Annotated in this window: 16 protein-coding genes; 10 read left to right on the forward strand and 6 right to left on the reverse strand. The window is 66.0% G+C overall.

The window, feature by feature from the left end:
• Window positions 1–58: 58 nt before the first annotated feature.
• From DL238_RS05245 to otsA, 6 genes are read left to right on the forward strand one after another with little or no spacing between them, the layout of a single operon-like run.
• Complete coding sequence (locus DL238_RS05245) at window positions 59–958, forward strand: transglycosylase SLT domain-containing protein (RefSeq protein ID WP_234030974.1); 900 nt, start codon at window positions 59–61, stop codon at window positions 956–958.
• Window positions 955–3,093, forward strand: coding sequence for a flagellar biosynthesis protein FlhA (locus DL238_RS05250; RefSeq protein WP_115491299.1), 2,139 nt, complete (start codon window positions 955–957; stop codon window positions 3,091–3,093). The genes DL238_RS05245 and DL238_RS05250 overlap by 4 nt, the downstream gene beginning before the upstream one ends.
• A complete protein-coding gene (locus tag DL238_RS05255) occupies window positions 3,090–3,812 on the forward strand; it encodes a sigma-70 family RNA polymerase sigma factor (protein ID WP_115491300.1) in 723 nt (240 codons plus the stop codon). The genes DL238_RS05250 and DL238_RS05255 overlap by 4 nt, the downstream gene beginning before the upstream one ends.
• A gap of 57 nt (window positions 3,813–3,869) precedes the next feature.
• Complete coding sequence (gene otsB, locus DL238_RS05260) at window positions 3,870–4,625, forward strand: trehalose-phosphatase (protein ID WP_115491301.1); 756 nt, start codon at window positions 3,870–3,872, stop codon at window positions 4,623–4,625.
• A complete protein-coding gene (locus tag DL238_RS05265) occupies window positions 4,622–6,418 on the forward strand; it encodes a glycoside hydrolase family 15 protein (protein WP_115491302.1) in 1,797 nt (598 codons plus the stop codon). Before otsB ends, DL238_RS05265 begins: the two co-directional genes overlap by 4 nt.
• On the forward strand, window positions 6,415–7,788 hold the full coding sequence (otsA, locus tag DL238_RS05270) for an alpha,alpha-trehalose-phosphate synthase (UDP-forming) (protein WP_115491303.1): 1,374 nt from the start codon (window positions 6,415–6,417) through the stop codon (window positions 7,786–7,788). Before DL238_RS05265 ends, otsA begins: the two co-directional genes overlap by 4 nt.
• Window positions 7,789–7,791: 3 nt before the next feature.
• On the opposite strand, the gene DL238_RS05275 is transcribed toward otsA, so the two are convergent.
• Complete coding sequence (locus DL238_RS05275; protein ID WP_115491304.1) at window positions 7,792–8,484, reverse strand: queuosine precursor transporter; 693 nt, start codon at window positions 8,482–8,484, stop codon at window positions 7,792–7,794.
• Between the two features lie 134 nt (window positions 8,485–8,618).
• On the opposite strand from DL238_RS05275, the gene DL238_RS05280 reads away from it, so the two are divergent.
• From DL238_RS05280 to DL238_RS05295, 4 genes are all read left to right on the forward strand, one after another.
• Complete coding sequence (locus DL238_RS05280) at window positions 8,619–9,932, forward strand: NupC/NupG family nucleoside CNT transporter (RefSeq protein WP_115491305.1); 1,314 nt, start codon at window positions 8,619–8,621, stop codon at window positions 9,930–9,932.
• A gap of 10 nt (window positions 9,933–9,942) precedes the next feature.
• The gene (locus tag DL238_RS05285) at window positions 9,943–10,872 is read left to right on the forward strand and encodes an isopenicillin N synthase family dioxygenase (protein WP_115491306.1); all 930 of its coding nucleotides are present in this window, start codon (window positions 9,943–9,945) and stop codon (window positions 10,870–10,872) included.
• A gap of 244 nt (window positions 10,873–11,116) precedes the next feature.
• Window positions 11,117–14,599, forward strand: coding sequence for a TonB-dependent receptor (locus tag DL238_RS05290; RefSeq protein WP_115491307.1), 3,483 nt, complete (start codon window positions 11,117–11,119; stop codon window positions 14,597–14,599).
• A 104-nt stretch (window positions 14,600–14,703) separates the two neighbouring features.
• Complete coding sequence (locus DL238_RS05295) at window positions 14,704–15,477, forward strand: TonB family protein (RefSeq protein ID WP_115491308.1); 774 nt, start codon at window positions 14,704–14,706, stop codon at window positions 15,475–15,477.
• Window positions 15,478–15,486: 9 nt separating this feature from the next.
• Here DL238_RS05295 and DL238_RS05300 read toward each other — a convergent pair whose 3' ends face one another.
• The 5 genes from DL238_RS05300 to DL238_RS05320 all read right to left on the reverse strand — a co-directional run bounded on the left by DL238_RS05300 (window position 15,487) and on the right by DL238_RS05320 (window position 21,015).
• Entirely contained in the window at window positions 15,487–18,045 is a 2,559-nt protein-coding gene (locus DL238_RS05300; protein WP_115491309.1) for an HWE histidine kinase domain-containing protein, read from the reverse strand.
• Window positions 18,042–18,605 carry a biliverdin-producing heme oxygenase gene (locus DL238_RS05305; protein WP_115491310.1) on the reverse strand — a complete coding sequence of 188 codons (564 nt, stop codon included), beginning with the start codon at window positions 18,603–18,605 and terminating at the stop codon, window positions 18,042–18,044. The genes DL238_RS05300 and DL238_RS05305 overlap by 4 nt, the downstream gene beginning before the upstream one ends.
• Before the next feature lie 116 nt (window positions 18,606–18,721).
• Window positions 18,722–19,048 (reverse strand): polyhydroxyalkanoic acid system family protein, encoded by a 327-nt coding sequence (locus DL238_RS05310; protein ID WP_115491311.1) that lies wholly within the window; start codon window positions 19,046–19,048, stop codon window positions 18,722–18,724.
• Window positions 19,048–19,806: a hypothetical protein gene (locus tag DL238_RS05315; RefSeq protein ID WP_115491312.1), complete on the reverse strand. Its 759-nt coding sequence runs from the start codon at window positions 19,804–19,806 to the stop codon at window positions 19,048–19,050. The genes DL238_RS05310 and DL238_RS05315 overlap by 1 nt, the downstream gene beginning before the upstream one ends.
• Before the next feature lie 9 nt (window positions 19,807–19,815).
• Window positions 19,816–21,015 carry a toxic anion resistance protein gene (locus tag DL238_RS05320; protein ID WP_115491313.1) on the reverse strand — a complete coding sequence of 400 codons (1,200 nt, stop codon included), beginning with the start codon at window positions 21,013–21,015 and terminating at the stop codon, window positions 19,816–19,818.
• Between the last annotated feature and the right edge of the window lie 57 nt (window positions 21,016–21,072).

Genomic DNA, 21,072 nt, shown 5'->3' on the forward strand with positions numbered 1-21,072 from the left:
GAGACGTTTGGCACGACAATTGCTTAGCCTGTCCGGATAGTTCAATCCGGGAGGTCAAGTGCCCACCGCAAGTCCAGTATCCGGCACTCCAGTCGCGAATGCCTCTGCCACGAGTGCCGACGTGCGCGCCTCGATCGCGCGCGCTTCGCAGAGCACGGGCGTCGACTTCGACTACCTGCTGGCGCAGGCGCGCCTCGAATCGGGTCTCGATCCCGATGCCAAGGCGCGCACCTCCAGCGCGACCGGCCTCTACCAGTTCATCGATTCGACCTGGCTGCGCACGATGGACCGGCACGGCTCCAAATACGGGCTCGGCTGGGCTGCGGACCAGATCAATCCCGGCGGCGGTGTCGCCAATGCGGGCACGCGCTCGCAGCTCCTCTCGCTGCGCTACGATGCCGATGTCTCGGCGCTGATGGCGGCCGAGCTGGCACGCGACAACTCCAACGGCCTGCAAGGCTTCCTCGGGCGCGAGCCCGACGCGACCGAAATGTACCTCGCCCATTTCCTCGGCCTCGGCGGGGCGCAGAAATTCCTCGGCGCCTATCGCACCGATGCCGGGCAGTCGGCAGCCGCGCTGATGCCCAAGGCGGCGTCGGCCAACCGCGCGATCTTCTACGACGGGGGCCGGCAACGCTCGGTCGCCGAAGTCATGAGCCTGATGCAGACCAAGGTGGCCGATGCGATGGATCGGGGCGGGGCGATGCCTTTCGCGCCCGGTTCCGCGCCCGGCGCGGGCGGGATCACAGAGGAATTCGCTGCGGCGCGCTACGCCAGCACGGCCATGATGCCGGGCCGCGCCACGCGCACCGCCGCGGCGGTGGCACCCGCAGGGCCTGCTCAGCGTCCCTCGATGGCGGACACGCTGCGGTCGACCTTCGGCACCGGCGATATCGGCGGGCGTGCCCGCGCGCGCATCGATGAAGCCTACGGCAAATTCGCGGCGTTCGGCCTGTGAAGCTGCCCGCCATCATCTCGCCCGCGCTCGCGCTTCCCGCCGGCATCCTCGCGATCATCGTCCTGATGGTCGTGCCGATCCCGGCGCTGATGCTCGACCTATTCTTCGTGCTCAATATCGCGCTCTCGGTCTCGATCCTGATGGCCGCGATGAACGCGCAGAAGCCATTGGACTTCTCGTCCTTCCCCTCGGTCCTTTTGTTCGCGACGCTGATGCGCCTCGCCCTGAACGTCGCCTCGACCCGCATCGTGCTCCTCAACGGGCACGAGGGCGGCGATGCGGCGGGCAAGGTGATCGAGGCCTTCGGCGCCTTCCTCATCGGCGGCAATTTCGCGGTCGGACTGATCGTGTTCATCATCCTGACGATCATCAACATGGTCGTCGTGACCAAGGGCGCGGGCCGCGTGTCCGAAGTGACCGCGCGCTTCACCCTCGACGCCCTGCCCGGCAAGCAGATGGCGATCGATTCCGATCTCGCCGCCGGCCTGCTGACCGCCGACGAAGCCAAGGCCCGCCGCCGCGAGATCGCGACCGAGGCCGATTTCTACGGTTCGATGGATGGTGCCAGCAAGTTCGTGAAGGGCGATGCGATCGCCGCGCTGCTGATCCTGATCGTCAACGTGCTCGCAGGGCTCGTCCTCGGCATGGCCAGCCACGGCCTGTCAGCGGGCGAGGCGGGCGCGATGTACGTCACGCTGGCGGTGGGCGATGCGCTGGTCGCCTCGATCCCCGCGCTGCTGCTGTCGATCGCCGCCGCGGTGATCGTCACCCGCGTCTCCGACACGCGCGACCTGACCGGCCAGATCGGCGGGCAGCTGGCCGATTCGAAAATCTGGCTGCCGGTCGGCTGCATCCTAGCCGCGATCGGCGTGATCCCCGCGATGCCGCAGATGATCTTTCTGCCGCTGGCAGCGGGCGCCCTGATGCTGTGGCGCGGGCTTTCGAAGCGCGAGCAGGCGGCTGCCATCTTCGTGCCCGAACCTGAGGAAAAGCCCGATCCCTCGCGCATCACCATCGGCGAGGTGTCCGACCAGACGCTGGTGACGATCCAGCTCGGCTATGGCCTCGTCCAGCTCGCAGACGACAGGAAAGGCGCCCCGCTCGTCGCCCGCCTGACCGGCCTGCGCAAGCAGATGTGCCAGGCCTTCGGTTTCGTCGTGCCGCAGTTCCGCATCGCCGACAGCTTCGACATCGCGCCCGATCAGTACCGCATAATGCTCGGCGGCGCGCCGGTCGGTTCGGGCATTCTGCGCGCGGGCAAGCTGCTCGCGATCGACACCGGCGAAGTGCTCGACGCGCATGTGCTGCAGGGCGAGCCGACCAAGGACCCGAGCTTCGGCTGCGACGCCAAGTGGATCGACGCGGGGTCGCGCGATCTGGCCGTCGCCGAAGGATACCTCGTGGTCGATCCCGAAAGCGTCATCGCCACGCAGGTCCACCAGCTGCTGGCGGGCCGCGCGGCGGAACTGCTGGGGCCGGATCAGGTCCGCGAACTGCTCGACCTGCTGCGCGAGCGTCATTCGCAGCTCATCGACACGATCACGCCGCAGCCACTCTCGCTCGCCGCGGTCACCACCGTGTTCAAGGCGCTGCTGGCCGACGGGATTTCGCTCACCCATTCGGTGCGCGTGTTCTCGAGCCTGTCGCAGGCCGCGCAGCGGACGACCGATCCGGCGCAGATCGTGGAGCTGATGCGCGCCGACCTGGGCACGATGCTGGTCGGCAATATCTGCGGGCCGGACGAGCGTCTGCCGGTCGTCACGCTGGCCGCGCAGCTCGAAGAAATGGTCGTGGGCGGGATGCAGGATCCCACCACCGGCGAAATCGTCATCGAGCCCGATCTCGCCCGCTCGATCGGAGAGCGGATAGCGGCGCTGTTGCAGAGCCGCCCGCCTGCCGCGATCACCCCTGCACTGGTGGTCCAGCCACGCGCACGGCGTGCCATGGCCGGCCTGCTCAAGCTGCGCGCGCCCAACATGCTCGTCCTCTCGATCAACGAACTGCCCGCCGCCCAGCCGATCGAGGTGGTCGCGGTAATCGGCGACGAGGCCGCGCACGCCCAGCACGGCGGCCAGCCGCAGCTGCCCGCGCCCGATCGAGAGCAAGACATGCAACCCGAGGCGCTTGCCGCATGAAGCTAGACCAGTCCTCCTTCAGCGTTCGCCAGGCCTACGGCTCCAGCGTGTCCCAGAAGGTCACGCAGTTCCTGCCGCTCGTGCGCAAGCTCGCGTGGTATTACGAGGGGCATGGCAGCGCCACGATCGATGTCGACGACCTGATGCAGGCGGGCATGATGGCGCTGACCGAGGCGGCGCAGCGGCACGACCGGCCGAGCGACGACGGCTTTGCCGCCTATGCCAAGATGCGCGTGCGCGGGGCGATGGTCGACCTGCTGCGGGGCCAGTCGCACCGCCCGCGCGGTGCTGCATCCTGGTCGCGCAAGCGCGATCTGGCCGAACAGAAGCTGCGCACGCAGCTGGGCCGCATGCCCGACGCGAGGGAAATGGCGCAGGCGATGGAAATGCCGCTCGACCGGTACGAGGCGATGCGCTTCGCCGCCGCGACCAGCGCGACCTCGATCGAGGAATGCTATTCGGACAGCGACACCGCCTTCAGCGACGCGCGGCCCGATCAGGAGCAGAACCTTCTCGCCAGCGAGGACAGCACGGTGCTCGCGCAGGCGATCGGCGCATTGCCCGAACGGCTGCAAGTCGTCCTCAAGCTCTATTTCATCGAGGAATTGAACCTGAACGAGATCGCGGCGGTCCTGGGGGTCAGCGTGCCGCGCGTGCACCAGCTCAAGGCCGATGCGCTCAAGAAGGCGCGCGTGGCGATGCAGGGGCAGGGCGGGTAGCCTTTACCACACACTGGCGATTGCGCTGCACCGCACCATCGTCCTATGTGCGGGCCCATGGCCCCAGGCTCATCCAACTCGAGCGACCTCGCTCCCCCGCCGTCGCTTGGCGATATCGACCGGCCCTCACTGTTTCTCGACTTCGACGGCACGCTGGTCGACCTTGCCGAGACGCCCGACGGGATCACCGTGCCCGACTATCTCGAAGCCGCGATCATGCGGCTGGCCGAACGGCTCGACGGCCGACTCGCGATCGTGACCGGCCGCTATGTGGCCGATCTGCGCAAGCATCTGCCGCAATGCTCGGTCGTGATCAGCGGATCGCACGGCGCGGAGATCGAGAGCCCCGAAGGCTCGCCGGTCTCGGGCAAGGAGCCGCCCCGGGTCGACGAAGCCCTGCTGGCCGAGGCGCGCGCCTTCGCGCAGCGTCATGAGCGCCTGTTCCTCGAGGAAAAGGAACTGGGCCTCGGCTTCCACTACCGCGCCTGCCCCGACAAGGGCGAGGACGTGAAGGCCTTTGCGCAGGATCTGGCACGCAGGCACGATCTGTTTTTCCGCGACGGCAAGATGATCGCCGAACTCTCGACGACCGACGACAACAAGGGCGACGGGGTGCGCGCGATCATGGAACAGACCCCCTTCAAGGGGGGCACACCGATCTTCGTCGGCGACGACGTGACCGACGAGGACGGCTTCGCGGCGGTCGACGCGATGGGCGGCTACGCCATCGTGGTCGGCGACCGAGAGGAAACAAAAGCCCGCTTTCGCCTGTTCGGTGTGAGAGCGGTACACCAATGGCTGGAGCTTGAATGAACCAAATCCCGCAAAGCACGCTCGAACTGTCGCCCATCGGCAATTGCCAGGTCACCGGGCTGATCGACGAGACCGGCGGGCTGTTATGGGGCTGCGTGCCTCGGGTCGACGGCGATCCCGTGTTCTGCGCGCTGCTCAACGGCGATAACCAGCACCAGGGCGTGTGGCGGATCGAGCTGGAGGATTTCGCCTCCGCCACCCAGAGCTACCAGCGCAACACCGCGATCCTGACCACGCGCCTCGAATCGAAAGACGGCAGCGCGATCGAGGTGATCGACTTCGCGCCCCGCTTCCGCCGGTCGGGCCGGATGTATCGCCCCGTCGCCTTCGTGCGCATCGTGCGCCCGGTGGCGGGAACGCCGCGGATCACGGTCAACTGCACGCCGATGAAGAACTATGGCGAAGCCCTGGCCGAGACGACCAACGGCACCAATCATATCCGCTATCTCGCGGGCCAGCACGCGCTGCGCATGACCACCGACGCGCCGGTCGGTTATGTGCTCGAAAAGCGCACCTTCCGGGTCGAGAGCGACCTGCATTTCTTCATCGGGCCGGACGAGCCCTTCGGCGGCAATGTCGGCCACGAGATCGAGACGATGCTCGAGCTGACCGATCATTACTGGCGGCACTGGGTGCGCGGCCTCGCCACGCCGATGGAATGGCAGGATGCGGTGATCCGCGCGGCGATCGCGCTCAAGATCTGCCAGCACGAGGAAACCGGCGCGATCGTGGCGGCGCTGACAACCTCGATCCCCGAGGCGCCGGGGAGCGAGCGCAACTGGGACTATCGCTTCTGCTGGATTCGCGACGCCTATTACACCGTGCAGGCATTGAACCGGCTGGGCGCGCTCGACGTGCTGGAGAAGTATCTCGCCTACCTGCGCAACATCGTCGACAACGCCAAGGGCGGCGCGGTGCAGCCGCTCTATTCGGTCATGGGCGAGCCCGAACTAACCGAGAGTTTTGCCGAGAACCTCGCGGGTTATCGCGGGATGGGGCCGGTGCGCAAAGGGAATGCCGCCTTCAGCCAGGTGCAGCACGACGCCTATGGCCAGATTGTGCTGCCGACGGTGCAGGCCTTCTTCGACCAGCGGCTCTATCGCATGGCGGGGGAGGCCGATTTCGACAGCCTCGAACAGGTCGGCGAGATGGCGTGGAAGATGCACGACCAGCCCGATGCGGGCCTGTGGGAGTTCCGCACCCGGCAGGAGGTCCACACCTATTCGGTGCTGATGAGCTGGGCCGCCTGCGGGCGCATCGCGACCGTGGCGCAGCGGCTGGGCAAGACCGAGAAGGCGGAATTCTGGCGCGAACGTGCGGCGATCATCCGCGCGAAGATCGAGGACGAGGCATGGTACGAGGAAGGGCAGCACTATGCCTCCTCGCTCGGCGGCACGCATCTCGACGCCAGCCTGCTGCAAATGATCGATCTGGGCTTCCTCAAGCCCGAGGACGAACGCTTTCAACTGACCTTCAAGGCGATCGAGAACGGGTTGAGACGGGGCGAGCACATGCTCCGCTACGATGCGGAGGACGATTTCGGCCTGCCCGAGACCGCGTTCAACATCTGCACCTTCTGGCTGATGGAAGCGCTCCATCTAGCCGGGCGCGAAGACGAGGCGCGCGAGCTGTTCGAGACGATGCTGTCGCACCGCACGCGTTCGGGCCTGCTCTCCGAAGACCTCGATTTTAACAATGGCGAACTCTGGGGCAACTTCCCCCAGACGTACTCTTTGGTGGGTATCATCAACTGCGCCACGCTGTTGTCCAAACCATGGAGTGTCATAAGATGAGCCGACTGATCGTGGTGTCGAACCGAGTATCCGTCCCCAAGGCGCGGGGTGCGGCCGGTTCCCAGGGTGGCCTCGCGGTGGCGCTGGGGTCTGCCCTGAAAGAGCGGCGGGGAATCTGGTTCGGCTGGTCGGGCAAGGAAACCGACACCTTCACCGGCGATCTCAACATGCAGAAGAACGAGGGCGTCACCACCGCGACGATCGACCTCGAATCGCAGGATGTGGACGAGTATTACAACGGCTATGCCAACCGCACGCTGTGGCCGCTGTTCCACTACCGGGTGGACCTGGCCGAATACGAAAGCGGCTTCGGCAAGGGGTACGAACGGGTCAACCAGCGCTTCGCCGACAGCCTCGGCCCGCTGATCGATCCCGAGGACATGGTGTGGGTGCACGACTATCACCTGATGCCGCTCGGCAGCCGACTGCGCGAACGCGGCAACAAGAACCGGATCGGCTTCTTCCTCCACATTCCGTGGCCGCCGCGCAACCTGCTGGTCGCACTGCCGTTTCACGAACGGCTGGTGCTGACCATGCTCGACTACGACCTGATCGGTTTCCAGGACGAGGAATCGGTCGACAGCTTTCTGGGCTATTGCCGCAAGGAACTGCAGGCCGAGGTCGGCGAAGATGGCACGGTCACCTACGACGGCCGCACGGTGAAGGTCGCCGCGTTCCCCATCGGGCTGGACTACGAGGAGTTCCTCGAAGGCGGGACGACGGGCGATGCGCGCCAGATGGAACAGCGGATGCGATCGAGCTCGCGCCATCGCAAGGTCATCATCGGGGTCGACCGGCTCGACTATTCCAAAGGCCTGCCCGAACGCTTCGACGCGCTGGGGCGGTTCTTCGACACCTACCCCGATCGGGTGAAGCAGACGCTCTACGTCCAGATCGCACCGCCCTCGCGCCAGGACGTCGCCACCTATCAGCGGATCCGCAACACGCTCGAACAGAAGGCGGGGCAGATCAATGGCGAGCGGTCCGAAGTGGACATGGTGCCGATCCGCTACGTCAACCGCGGCTATTCGCGCCAGGAGCTGTTCGGTATCTACCGCTCCGCCCATGTCGGGCTGGTGACTCCCTTGCGCGACGGGATGAACCTTGTCGCGAAGGAATACGTCGCCGCGCAGGATCCGGAAGACCCCGGCGTGCTCGTCCTCTCGCGCTTCGCGGGCGCGGCGGAGCAGCTGACCGACGCGCTCCTCATCAACCCGCACTCGATGGAAGAGATGAGCGAGGCGATCCGCGAGGCGATCGACATGCCTCTGGACGAGCGCAAGGCGCGCTGGGAGAAACTGAATGAGGTCATCAAGACCACCAATGTCGAGAAATGGCGGGCCGATTTCGTCGAGGCGCTGAGCGCCTGAGGGCTAGCGCGCCAGCAGGTCCCTGCGGCCGTCACCGGCGAGCCGCACCAGCAGCCAGATGATCAGCGGCACGAACACGAAGCTGAGCACCACCTTGGCGATCGCCTGCCCTATCAGCAGCGGCACGATATCGAACTGGCCGTAGAAGGCCACCGTGATGAAGATCAGCGTGTCGACCGCCTGGCTGATGGCGGAGGCGAAACCGCCGCGCAGCATCATCCACAGGCCCCCCCTCTCGCCGTGCCCCTCTCCGGACCCACGCAGCCGCTCGAACAGCCAGACATTGAGGAACAGCGATACGCCATAGGCGATCGGGCCTGCGATCATGATCCGCCCCGTCTGGCTCAGCACGGTTTCGAAGGCGGCGAGGTTTTCCGCCGGCATCTGCGGGCTGGGCGGGAAGGCGAGGACCAGCTGGATCAGCAGGATCGACAGGCCCAGCGGCGCGAATCCCCACAGGACCAGCCGGTTGGCGACCCCGCTGCCGTAAAGCTGGGCCAGCGTGCTCGAAATCGCGACCAGCATCAGAAAGGCGAGGATTCCCGCTTCGACCGCCAGCGTCGTGAAGCCGAGCGGCAGCGCGATCTGCTTGAAGCCGAGCACACCCGCCAGCACGGTCATCCCGCCATAAAGCAGGGCATAGACGAAAAGCGGGCGGGGAATCGCCTGGGGCGGCGCGGAAGCGGTCTGATCCATCGTCCCCCGCTTATGATCGGGCACGGCAAAAGAAAAGGGAAGAGCGTGGGAACCGCTTCGACCCGCACGAATTGACTACCCTTCGCGAAAAGGCGAAGGGGGCGGCTTCCTGAAGGGACGATCCGAAAGCCCATATGCCGCCCGTCATCGCCAGCCTCCTCGGGATCGTCGCGATCCTCGCCTTCGCCTTCCTGCTGTCCAACGCAAAGACCAAGATCCGCTTGCGGGTCGTCTTGTCCGCCTTTGCGCTGCAGGCGCTGCTCGCCTTCCTCATCCTGCGCACCTCGGGAGGGCGGATGGTGATCCGCGAGATGAGCAACGGAGTCGCGGCGCTGCTGTCTTACGCCGATGCCGGCACCGCCTTCCTCTTCGGTGCGGACAATCCGCTGTCGAACACCTTCGCGCTCGGTGCGCTGCCGGTGATCGTGTTCTTCGCCGCGCTGGTCTCAATTCTCTACCACCTCGGCATCATGCAGCTGATCGTGCGCTGGCTGGGCGGCGCGATCGGCTTCATCACCGGCGTGAGCAAGGTCGAGGCGCTGGGATCGGCCGCCAACATCTTCGTCGGCCAGTCCGAAAGCCCGCTGGTGGTGCGCCCCTATCTCGCCGCGCTTGCGCCCAGCCGGCTGTTCACGCTGATGACCGTGGGCATGGCGGGCGTCGCAGGCACGATCCTCGCCGCCTATGCGGGCCTGCTCGGCAACGAATACCTGCCCTTCCTGCTCGCCGCGGCCTTCATGTCCGCCCCCGGCGGGATCCTGATGGCCAAGATCATCATGCCCGACACGGGCGAGGCTTCGCCCGAGGCGGAGGGTGAGCTGGCCCTGCCGCGCGGCCGCATCAGTGCAGAGGGTCCGGCAGCGATCACCGAGCGTGAGCATGCTCATGAGGTCGAAATGGCCGAAACCTTCGAGGAGGGCGAACGGCCTGCCAATGTGATCGAGGCGGCGGCGCAGGGCGCGCAGACCGGCGTGAAGCTGGCCGTGGCCGTGGGTGCGATGGTGCTGGCCTTCGTCGCGCTGGTGGCGCTGGCCAACGGCCTGCTCGGCTGGGTGGGCGGCTGGTTCGGCTATGGCGACCTGTCCTTCCAGCAGCTGCTCGGCGTCGTGTTCGCTCCGATCATGTTCCTGATCGGCGTGCCGTGGGAGGATGCGGGCGTGGCCGGTGGCCTCTTTGGTACCAAGATCGTGCTCAACGAATTCGTCGCCTTCATCGAACTGGGCCAGATCGGAGCGGCCGATATCTCCGAACGCACCCGCGCGATCATCACCTTCGCGCTGTGCGGATTCGCCAATTTCAGCTCGATCGCGATCCAGATGGCCGTGACCGGCGGCCTCGCGCCCAACCAGCGGCCCGTCATCGCCAAGCTCGGCATCCGCGCACTGGTCGCCGGATCGCTCGCCAATCTGATGAGCGCGGCGCTCGCCGGGCTCTTCCTCCCGGCCTGAAAGGTTTCGCATGTCCGATATCGCATCCGTCTCGCTCGACCGCCCGCTGGAAGACATCGCCCGCGAACTGGGCGAGAGCTTCGCCGAATACGGCTTCGGCATCGTGCGCGATCACGGCGTGCCGGACGATCTGATCGCGCGCGCCGAAGAGACGAGCCGCGCCTTCTTCGCGCTGCCCGAAGAGACCAAACGCGCCTACAAGATCGAAGGGATCGCCGGGGCGCGCGGCTACACGCCCTTCGGGCAGGAGCAGGCGAAGGATGCGCAGGTCTTCGACCTGAAGGAGTTCTGGCACGTCGGGCGCGATCTGCCGGGCGACCACGCGCTGGCGAAATTCATGGAGCCCAACGTGTGGCCCGCCGAGGTGCCTGCGTTCGAGACGACCATGCGCGAGCTGTTCCTTGCGCTCGAGGCGAGCGGGCGGCGCATCCTCTCCGCGATCGCGATCCACCTGGGCGAGGACCGGCACTTCTTCGATTCGACGATCGAGGACGGCAATTCGGTGCTGCGCCTGCTGCGCTATCCGCCGCTGCCCGAGGATGCGCCCGACGGCGCGATCCGCGCCGCGCCGCATGGCGACATCAATGCGATCACGCTGCTGCTGGGCGCCGAGGAAGCCGGGCTCGAACTGCTGAGCAAGAAGGGCGAATGGCTGCCGGTCAGCCCGCCCCCCGGCGCGCTGGCGGTCAATATCGGCGACATGCTCGAACGCCTGACCAACGGCCGCCTGCGCTCGACGACGCACCGGGTGGTCAACCCGCGGGGCAAAGCGGTGCGCAAGAGCCGCTATTCGATGCCCTTCTTCCTCCACTTCCGGCCCGACTTCGAGATCGCTCCGCTCGATTCGTGCATCGAAAACGGACGCGAAAGCGAAGCGCCCGAGCCGATTCTGGCGCATGATTTCCTGATGCAGCGTCTGCGCGAGATCAAGCTGGCCTAGGTTCCCGCATTTTCGCGCGCGCGGCGGCCCTAATCGCACTTTGCTGGGTTATGTTGCACTGCGGCAACACCTTAAGGTGCTTGATTTGCGCCACTTTTGTGCGTCGTTGCAGTAATTGCACCACGGTCGGCGTTTTGCGTAATTCCCCTGTCACAAATCGAGCGTTAGGCGCCCTCAACCGGCCCGGGGGGTCGGTCCGCGCACATCTCAATTTTTCGCTAGAGCGTCTTCAAAGGGGTTTTCCATGAAGCTCAAGTATCTGCTGGCAGCGAGCGTTGTCAGCCTTTCCGCCGCCGCGATCGCACCCGCACCGCTGGCCGCACAGCAGATCACCTCGGGGATCGAAGGCTTCGTGACCGACGCCGACGGCACGCCGATCGTCGGTGCGACCGTGACCGTGACCGACACGCGTACGGGCCAGACGCGTACACTGACGACCAGCAATGGCGGTGCGTTCCGTGCCAACAACCTGGTCTCGGGCGGCCCCTACACGATCACCGCGACCGCGCCGAACTTCGAAGGCCAGACGGTCGAAGATCAGGACATCAGCATCTCGGGCAACACGCAGTACACCTTCGAGCTCGCCAGCTCGGCCGGTAGCGCCGACAACGTGATCGTCGTGTCGGGCCAGCGCGCCAATGCGACGCAGCTCGCGGTGGGCCCGGGTCAGGCGTTCGGCAGCCAGACGCTGGAGAACTTCCCCTCGATCACCCGCGACGTGCGCGACTACATCCGCATCGATCCGCGCGTCCGGCTGGAGCGGGACGGCGAAACCGATCGCGTATCCTGCCTCGGCGCGAATGATCGCAACAACACCTTCACCGTCGACGGCATCGTCCAGTCCGATACTTTCGGCCTCTCGGGCACGCCCTTCGCCGCGCGCAACTCGCTGCCCATTCCGTTCGACACGATCCGCCAGACCTCGATCGAATTCGCGCCCTACGATGTCGAGTACGGCCAGTTCACCGGCTGCCTCATCAACGTCGTGACCAAGTCGGGCACGAACGAATTCACCGGTTCGGCCTTCTTCACCTACACCAGCGACGACCTGCAGGGCTCTTCGGTTGCCGGACAGGACCTAGCTCCGACCGAGTTCGACCGTCGCCGCTGGGGTGCGACCCTGGGCGGTCCGATCATCCCCGATCGCCTTTTCTTCTTCGCCGGTTACGAGGAAACCGATCTTGGCGACGTGCAGGAAGTCGGCCCGCTGGGCGCAGGCTTCGCCAACGAGCTCGAGTTCGTGACTCCCGAAATCTACCAGCAGTTTTCGGACATTCTCGCGTCCACCTACGGCATCGACGCCGGCCCGATCGCGACGACCAACGCCCAGTCGGACCGTCGCTTCTTCGGTCGTCTGGATGCCTACATCACCGACAATCATCGCCTCGAAGTGACCTACCAGCGGCTGGAGGAAACCAATATCCGCGATGACGATCTGACCACCAGCGCGAATGGTGGCCCGGTGTTCACCGGCCTGAATTCCTTTGTGAACAACGGCACGACGTCCGACTACGGCTCGGTGCGCCTCTATTCCGACTGGTCGGACAGCTTCAGCACCGAAGTCCGCCTGTCGCGTTCGGAAGTTACCGACCTTCAGGATCCGGTCGGCGGCGGCGAAGCGCAGTCGGCGAACCCGACCCCGCGGATCGTCGTCGGCTTCACCAACCCCTCCAATGGCGAGCAGGGCTTCCTTCAGGCCGGCCCCGGCTTCTCGCGCACGGCCAACGCGCTGTTCCAGCAGGTCGACCAGGCCAAGCTTCAGGCGACGATCCGCAACGACGCCCACGAGCTGAAGCTCGGCATGGAGGTCAACGAGCTGGAGGTATTCAACCTCTTCGCTCAGAATGCGACCGGCACGCTGATCTTCGACGGTCTCGACAATCTGGCAGCGGGCCTGACCACGGGCGGCACCAATGTCACGACGCTGCCGCAGATCGGCGACGTCACCGATGGCAACCCCGCGAACGATCCGGCCGGCATCGTGACCGCGGTCGCACCGGGCAACGACATCAACAATGCCGCAGCATCGTTCACGCGCACCATCTTCGCCGCCTATGTCCAGGACGACTGGCAGGTCACCGACCGTCTCAACCTGCTGAGTGGTGTCCGCGTCGAATTCTACGATGGCGATGCTCCCGGGGCGAATGCCAATTTCCAGTCGCGCTACGGTTACTCGAACCGCGTGCCGTTCAGCGTGATCGACCCGGTGATCCTGCCGCGTATCGCGCTGACCTATGACGCGAGCGATTTCCTCTTCTTGTCGAACACAACGCTGCGTGCCGGCTTCGGCGTGTTTGCGGGCGGCGATCCGACCGTGTTCTTCTCCAACGCGTTCTCCAACAACGGGTTCAACACCGGCACGGGCAGCTCGGCCTTCGCTGGCTGCGCCCCGATCCGGAATGCCCAGGGGCAGATCGACGTCGTTCAGAACGGGCAGTACACCGGCATTCCCGGCTGCGTCATCGCGCAAGGTCAGACCAGCGCCGAGCGCGGCACGGCCGACACCCAGTCGACCGATCCGAACCTGAAGGCACCGACCGTCCAGCGTTTCAACGCCGGACTGGAGACCACGCTGCGGCCGTTCGGCGGCAACGGGTTCTTCGATAACTGGAACCTGCGTCTCGACTACATCTATTCGCGCTTCGAAGACCCGTTCAACCTGGTCGACCTGTCGCAGACCGTGAACCCGGCGATCGGCCTCAACGGCTTCACGATCGACGGTCGCCCGATCTACCGCGCGATCGATCCGACCGTGGCCGGTTGTACCGCTGAACTGGTTGGCCAAGGCGGCACCCCGCCGACCTACATCAACGTCAATGCTCCGTGCTTCAGCACCGGCCGCGACGATGAAATCCAGCTGACCAACACCGGCGGGTATGACAGCCACGTGGCTTCGGCGGTGCTGAGCAAGCGGTTCCAGGGCCCGATCACCCCGGGTGGCTCGATCCTGTTCAACCTGGGCTATGCGTTCAGCGATGCCGACGACCGCCGCAACTTCCGCAGCTCGACGGCGACGTCGAACTTCGACCTCAACGCGGTGTTCGATCTGCAGGATCCGGTCGCGGGCCGTTCGGTGTTCGAAACCCGCCACAACATCACCGCCGCGCTCAACTGGCGCGAGGAGTTCGTGGACGATCTCGCATCGAGCATCGGCCTGTTCTTCCAGGCACGTGCGGGTAGCCCGTACAGCCTGACCTTCGCCGGCTCGGGCGACTTCGCGGACTCCTCGTCGGGTTCGGGCAACCAGTTGCTCTACATCCCGACCGGTGCGGGCGACCCCAACATCTCGCCGCTTTCGAACGCAGCTGCCGTCCAGTCGCTGGTCGACTATACGAGCGGTTTGAACTGCGCGCGCGATTATGCGGGCCGGACGATCGAGAAGAACACCTGTACGGGTGACTGGTATTACGATCTCGACATTCGTGTGAGCCAGGAAATCCCTGGTCCCGGTCGCCTGTTCGGCCTCAGCAACGACAGGATCGAATTGTTCGCCGACTTCGACAATTTCCTGAACCTGATCGACGAAGACGCCAACGTTCTGCGCAACCGCGACTTCTTCGGACTGGTGTCGGTGGCGGATGCGGGCATTTCCGGCGTCAACGGCGGCGCCCCGGTCGACTCGGAAGGCCGGTACATCATCGGCAATTTCGACCCCAATGATGACGAGGATCTCTCGATCGGCGGATCGCTCTGGCGCATCCAGTTCGGCGTCCGCTACGAATTCTAGTTCGCAGCGGCTCGACAGCCGAAAAGGAAAGGCGGCGGTCTCCCATCGGGAGGCCGCCGTTTTTCGTTGGCGGAACGCGGCGCGGGGCGCGGAGTTTTTCCTCCATGGACGACTCCCGCGGATTTTCGGATGCCACGACCCGGCCGAGCGTGCCGGTGCTCGCCGCGATCGTGCTGCTCCATGTCCTGCTGTTCTACGGCCTGATCCGGGCGCTCGCGCCCGATCTGGTGAGCGAGGCGATCGGCCCGCAGATTTCCGCCTTCGATGTCGATAGGCCCCGGCCGCCGCCATCGCCCACGCCCACCCCGACACAGGAGGCTGCGCCTGCGCAGGCGGCAGGCCCGCCCGAGGATGCTGCGGGGGAAGAGGGCGATCCGGGCGAACGCTCCACGGCGCGCGCCGTCTCCGCGCCCGAGCCGCCGATCCCGCTGCCCAGCCGCAGCGCCGCACCGCGCGCGCCCTCGACCGGCAGTGCCAACCAGTCGGGCGCCGCCGACAGCGGCGATGGCACGGGCGCACAGGGCCAGGGGACGGGCACGGGCGCGGGCGGCGAAGGGCAGGGCGGCGGAGGCGGCGGCGTTGCTACGCAGCCGAGCCTGACCCGCTCGATCAGCGACGTCTCCGCCTTTCCGATCCCACCCGGCGGGCGCGAGGCGCGGGTGGGCACGCGCACGATCGTGAGCCTCGACGTGTCGGCGCAAGGCCGCGTGACCGGCTGCCGCATCTATCGCTCGAGCGGTTTTCCCGCGAGCGATGCCAAGGTCTGCGAACTTGCCTACGACCAGATCAGATTCGAACCCGCGCGCGATCGTGCGGGCAATCCGGTGCCCGCGCGCTTCCTCTACCAGCAGGAATATTTCGAACGCGGCAACCGCTAGCGGGGTGGCTCAGGCGTCGTCGCCGGCGAGCGCCTTGCCCAGATCCGCCTTGTCGTAGGGTTTCTTGAGGATCGCGCGCGCGCCCAGTTCCTCGAAACGGACTTCCTTGGCGCTGTAACCGGTCGCGAGGACGAAGGGCACGCCGGTGCGGGCCAGTTCGCGCGCCACCGGTTCGCTCGATTCCTCGCCGAGGTTGAAATCGAGCACCGCGAAATCGGGCCGGTCCTTCTCGATCGCACGCAGCGCTTGCGTTACACTGCCGGAAACCAGGACGTCCTCGACGCCGAGCTCGCGCAGCATTTCCTCCGTATCGAGCGCGATGATCATGTTGTCCTCGATCAGGAGCACGCGCTTGGGGATGCTGCCGGGGCTGCCGCTACCGGGTCCGCCATCGGTATGTTCCACATGGCTGGTCATTTCGTGATCCTTTTCCGCTTCCTCCAGGAAGCGCGCAGGCACGACGAAGCGCGCCTCCAGTCCGCCCACTGCGAAATTGACATCGGCCTCCCCGTGCAGCTCGTGCGGGATCGACTTTTCGATGATGGTGGTGCCGAAACCGCGCCGACTGGGCGCCTGGACCGGCGGCCCGCCGCGCTCCCTCCAGCCGAGGATCAGGTCGCGGTCGTCGTTGCGCTCGAGCGTGATCAGCAGGTCGCCGGAATTGTCCGAAAGGCTGCCGTATTTCGCCGAATTGGTGACCATCTCGTGCAACACCAGCGCCAGCACCGTATAGGCCTGCGGAACGATCAGGACGTCGTGCCCCTCGACCGCGAGGCGCGCGGTCTTCGAACCCAGATAGGCCTCGGCCTCCTCCTCGAGCAGCTTCTTGAGCGAGGTCGGGCCCCAATTGTCGCGCGTGAGGTTGTCGTGCGCGGCCGCCAGCGCGCCGATCCGGCCGCCGATCAGCTTGGTCAGCGTGGCCGCATCGCCGGTTTCGTGCCGCGACTGGTTCACGAGGCCGCGGATGAGATTGAGGATGTTGCGCACGCGGTGGTTGAGCTCCGCGATCAGCAGGTCCTGCTGCTCGTTCGCGCGCTTGCGATCCTGCGCAGCGGCGTCGGTCAGGCGCAGGATCACTTCCAGCAGCGTGATCCGCAGCGTTTCCGCAAGATCGCGCTCGGGCTGGGTCCAGTCGGCGCTGCGCCCCTCGACCGTCTGCTGCCATGCGGCAAAGCTCTTGCGCGGGGTCAGGCGGTCACCCTGCGGGCCCGCTTCGACGGGTTTTTCGGGATTGCCCGCCCAAGTGATCACCTGCTTGAGCTCGCGCCGCCACAGCACGAAGAAATCGCGCGGGCTGCGCGATACGGGAATGATCATCGCACCCGCGGCGCGCGAATCGAAGGCGCTCGCTGCGTCGATCTCCTGCGCCAGCGCATTGGTGGCGAGGATCTTGCCCGCCGGCCCGGAGCGCAGCGCGGGGACGATCGCGGCGAATTCCTCCTCGCTCGGCGCGTGGCCGGTCGCGACATATTCGCCGTCGATGAAGATGCTCGCGCCGTCGTGCGGGATCGATTCGCCGATCGAGGCGCCGACCTGGGTCAGCGTGTCGCGCAGCGAGGCGCCTTCGGCGAGGCGGGTCATCAGCCGCTCGTGCAGGCTCTGCCCCAGCGCGCGGCGCGCCTCGCCCTGATCGTGCAGCGCGCGGTCGAGCGTCAGCGAGAAGATCTGCGAGAAGACTTCGGCGGCGGTGCGGTTCGAGAATGCGAGCGCGCGCGGGCGATAGTGGTGGCACGCGAACAGGCCCCACAGGCGCCCACGCACGATGATCGAGATCGAAAGCGAAGCACGCACGCCCATGTTGCGCAGATATTCGATATGGATCGGCGACACCGAACGCAGCGTGGAGAGGCTGAGATCGATCGGCTCGCCCCCGAACTGCTTGCCGGGCACGATCGGAACCGGCGTGTCCGTCACGTCGGCGATGATCCGCAGGCGATTGCGCAGGTAGAGCTCGCGCGCCTGCTGGGGAATGTCGCTCTTGGGATAGCGCAGGCCCGAATAGCTATCGACTTCCTTCTCGCGCGCTTCCGCCACCACTTCGCCCGACCCGTCGGGGTGGAAGCGGTAGACCATCACCCGGTCGAACTCGAGCAGCGCTTTCAGGCGCTTTGCGGCCGCTTGGCACAGGTCGTCGACATTGCCGATGGCATCGAGGCCGGCCATCATCGGGCGGATCGATGCGATGTGGTTGCCGAAGCCCGCCGGATCGTGCCGCTCGAACTCGAGCACCAGCTGGCCACCGCTGCGGTGGACCGAACAGTCGAAACGCTCGGAGGAATTTGCGTCGAGCGCGATCGAGAACAGCCGTTCGGTATCGTCGGGTTCGGCCAGCCGGTTCGCCGCCTCGCGTAGCGCGGCAAGCGTTTCGGCGGGCAGGAGCAGATCGAACTGCTCTCCCTGTGCGATCCGCTCCAGACCCAGGAATTCGGCCGCGTTGGCAGAATGATGCGCGATGAAGAAGTCGGACGAGACGACCAGCATCGCGCCGAAAGGCTGGATATGCCCGAGCTGGTGGATCGGCTCGCGATCGCAGCTCGTTAGATCGACTTGCATCTCGGCAGCGCTCATGCCGCGACCTTATCGAGCTGCTGCCGGGCTTCGGCCATGAAATGGTCGAACACCGCCGTCGCCGTGCGTTCGGCGCCTGGGTTCACGTCGATCGCTTCGAGCAGCGGGCGCAGCGCCTTGAAATAGGCGGGCATCGCGCTGTCGCGCAGGAACGCCATCGGCCAGCCGGACGGCGCACGCGCGGAAAGATCGCGCTCCATCATCCGGTTGCCGAGCGAGGATCCCGCCAGCACCCATGCCGCGCCGAGCCATGCGACCGGGCCTTCGTCACCATGCGCGAAGGCGGGCGTGGTGCGGAGCGGCGCATGGCCGAGATCGGAGATATCTCGCTCTAGGGCTGCGGCCTGCGAAGGCGGCATCCACTCGGGCGGGCAGTAACGCGCAAGCCACGTCTCCACCCCCGCGCGCGCGCGCGCCTGGACCGTCAGGAAACGCACGTAATCCTCCCGCTCCGCGAGGTCGAGACGACCCAGCGCGGTGTCGAGCGATTGATGATGATCCTGTGTGGCGGCGCGCAATTTCGCGCGCAGCGCGGGTGCATGGTCGCACCTGGCAGACATTCGCGCGTTCCTCTTTAACCGACCCAAAACCTAGCTCCGCGGCACCACTCGCGAAAGCCCATAAATAGCAAGAAGGCCCTAAAGAGACGTAAGTTCCGCCAGTAACAATTATCAAGTCAGGATTTTGTGCCCCGATCACTGTCGGGCCCGGAAAGAAGCCTGGTGCCCTTGTCAGCCACCGCCGCCGCGATGAGCGGCTTGAAGAAGGACAGCATCGGCGGAAGGTCGAGGTCGACGATCACCTGTTTTTCCTCGATCTCGATCGCGACGCGCACCGTCTGGCCCACCGCGGTGACGGCCAGCTTCATGCAGTCCTCGCTGGGCCATTCGGACGACATCTCCGCCGCGCCGCCGGGCATGTGCTCGGGCAGTTCGGGCATCCGCTCGCGCAGGCGGCGGCGGACCTCTTCCTTCGGCAGGTCGTGCTTGATCGGAACGCGCATCAGCCTTGCGCCGCCCCGTCGGCGCCGGACGCCGCGCCATCGCCGTAGCGATAGCCGAGATAGCGGGTCTGCACGGCAAGGTCGTCGAGCGCGCCGTCGGCGATCTTGCGATTGATCGCGTCGATCTCGCCGCTGATCTTGCTCAGGCCTTCGATCAGCCGCTCGTCCGCGGTCGCCCCGACATGCTCCTGGTGCCGCATGGCGGCGGGGACGCGGGTGTAGGACTGGACCATTTCGGGCAGCGTCTCGCCCACCAGTTCGCGGATGTCGCGGATCGCGTCATGGCCCGCAGGCGCGGTTTCGAGCTGCTGACCCAGAATGTCGAGCTTTACGCCGAGGTCGTCGACCAGCTGCACCGCGGGCGCGGGCAGGGCGGGGCGCTGCTGCTCCAGCCACAATTCGGTGCGCGCCACCATCTGGCGCGGGGTGCCCTTGTTGAGATCGCCCGCCTGCGGGATCGAGATGCGCGGATAGACCGAGAAGATGCCCGCTGCCGCGATCAGCGCGAAGAACGTCAGCACGATGCCGAGGAAACCGATCCCGTCGATCACGAGGCCCGTGAGGATTGCTATGGCGAAGATCGCCACCGCCGCGATGGCGATGTTGCGCAGTTTCTTCAGCCGGTGGCGATTGCGCACCGCCGCCGACTCGCGTCCGATCGGGGCGACCCGGCGATGGCGGCCGCCGACCCGGTTGTCGATCAGCAGCTGGCGGCTGTCGCTGAGCAATCGCTCGCTGTCTCGGGTCAGGTCGTTCATTGCGTCGCCTTACCCCTCCAGCTTGAGCAGCGATTCTTCGGAGGCGTCGATCTGCGCCTGGGCCTGCGCCTGGCTTTCGGCCCGCGCGATGTATTCCTTCGACTTCTCGACCTCGCCCGACAGCGTGTCGACCGTCTGCTTCATCGAATCGAGCGCCTTCAATTTGAACGTGTCGACCTCGTCCATCGTGGCGTAGATGTTCTGGAAGGCGCGCTGCAGCGTTTCCATCGGGATGGTGCTGGCGGCGGCCTGGCGGTGGATCTCGCCGGTCTGTTCGCGCAGCAGCTTGCCGGTCGAATCGATGATTCCGGCGGTGGTGTCGTTCAAGGCGGTGATCTGCTTCAGGACCAGCCGCTGGTTAGTCATCGCCTCGGCCACGGTCACCGCGGTGCGCAGCGCGCTGACGGTGGTGGTGCTCGCGCGGTCGACGCCCTTCACCAGCTCGACATTGTTCTTCTTGACCAGATCGAGCGCGAGGTAGCCCTGCACGCTCACCGCCATCTGCGTCAGCAGGTCCTGCGTGCGCTGGCGGACGTAGAACAGCGCGGTCTCGCGGATCGCCTTGGCCTTGGCCGGATCGGTCGCGTCGAGCTCGTTCGCCTTTTCCTCCAGCTTCGCATCGAGCGTCTTGGAGATGTGGATCATCTGTTCGAGGCTGCCCATCGCCTCCCACAGCTTTTGCCGTTCGACATCGATCGCCGCATTGTCCTTCTGCAGTTCGGTGCGTCCGGAATGGAGCTTGTCGAGCACCGCCTGGATGTGGCTCTGCGCGCTCTGGTAGCTGCGGAAATAGCTTTTGAGGCTGTTGCGGAAGGGCAGCTTGGAGAGGATCCCGCTCTTGCCACGCTTCGCCGGGTCGAGCTCTTCCACCGTGCTGCGCAGTTCGGCGAGGTTTGCGCCCACGCCCTGGTCGCGGTCCATCGCGCGGATCGGGCGGTCGAGGAAGCGGTTCGAATGGCTCGCCGCCGCCGCGATTTCCTTGCGCCCCATGTTGGAGATTTCGTCCACGCGCTTGCTGAAGGCGGGCGACTGCGTGTCGTGCGCCAGCAGGTCGGCGACGAAGCTGTCGACCTTGCTGTCGAGCTCGCTCTTCTTGCCCTCGTCGACCGGGACCAGCCCGACCGCCTGCTCCACATCCACGCTCGGGATGGGTTCGGGCGGGGTCAGGTTCAGCGCGGTTGCGGTCGCGGTTTCGGTCTGCGTGGCCATGCCGGTCAAAATCCTTTTTGGTCCTGTGACTGTATTAGTCGCACAAGACACGTGTTT

This window comes from Alteriqipengyuania lutimaris, assembly GCF_003363135.1.
Taxonomy (GTDB): Bacteria; Pseudomonadota; Alphaproteobacteria; order Sphingomonadales; family Sphingomonadaceae; genus Alteriqipengyuania; species Alteriqipengyuania lutimaris.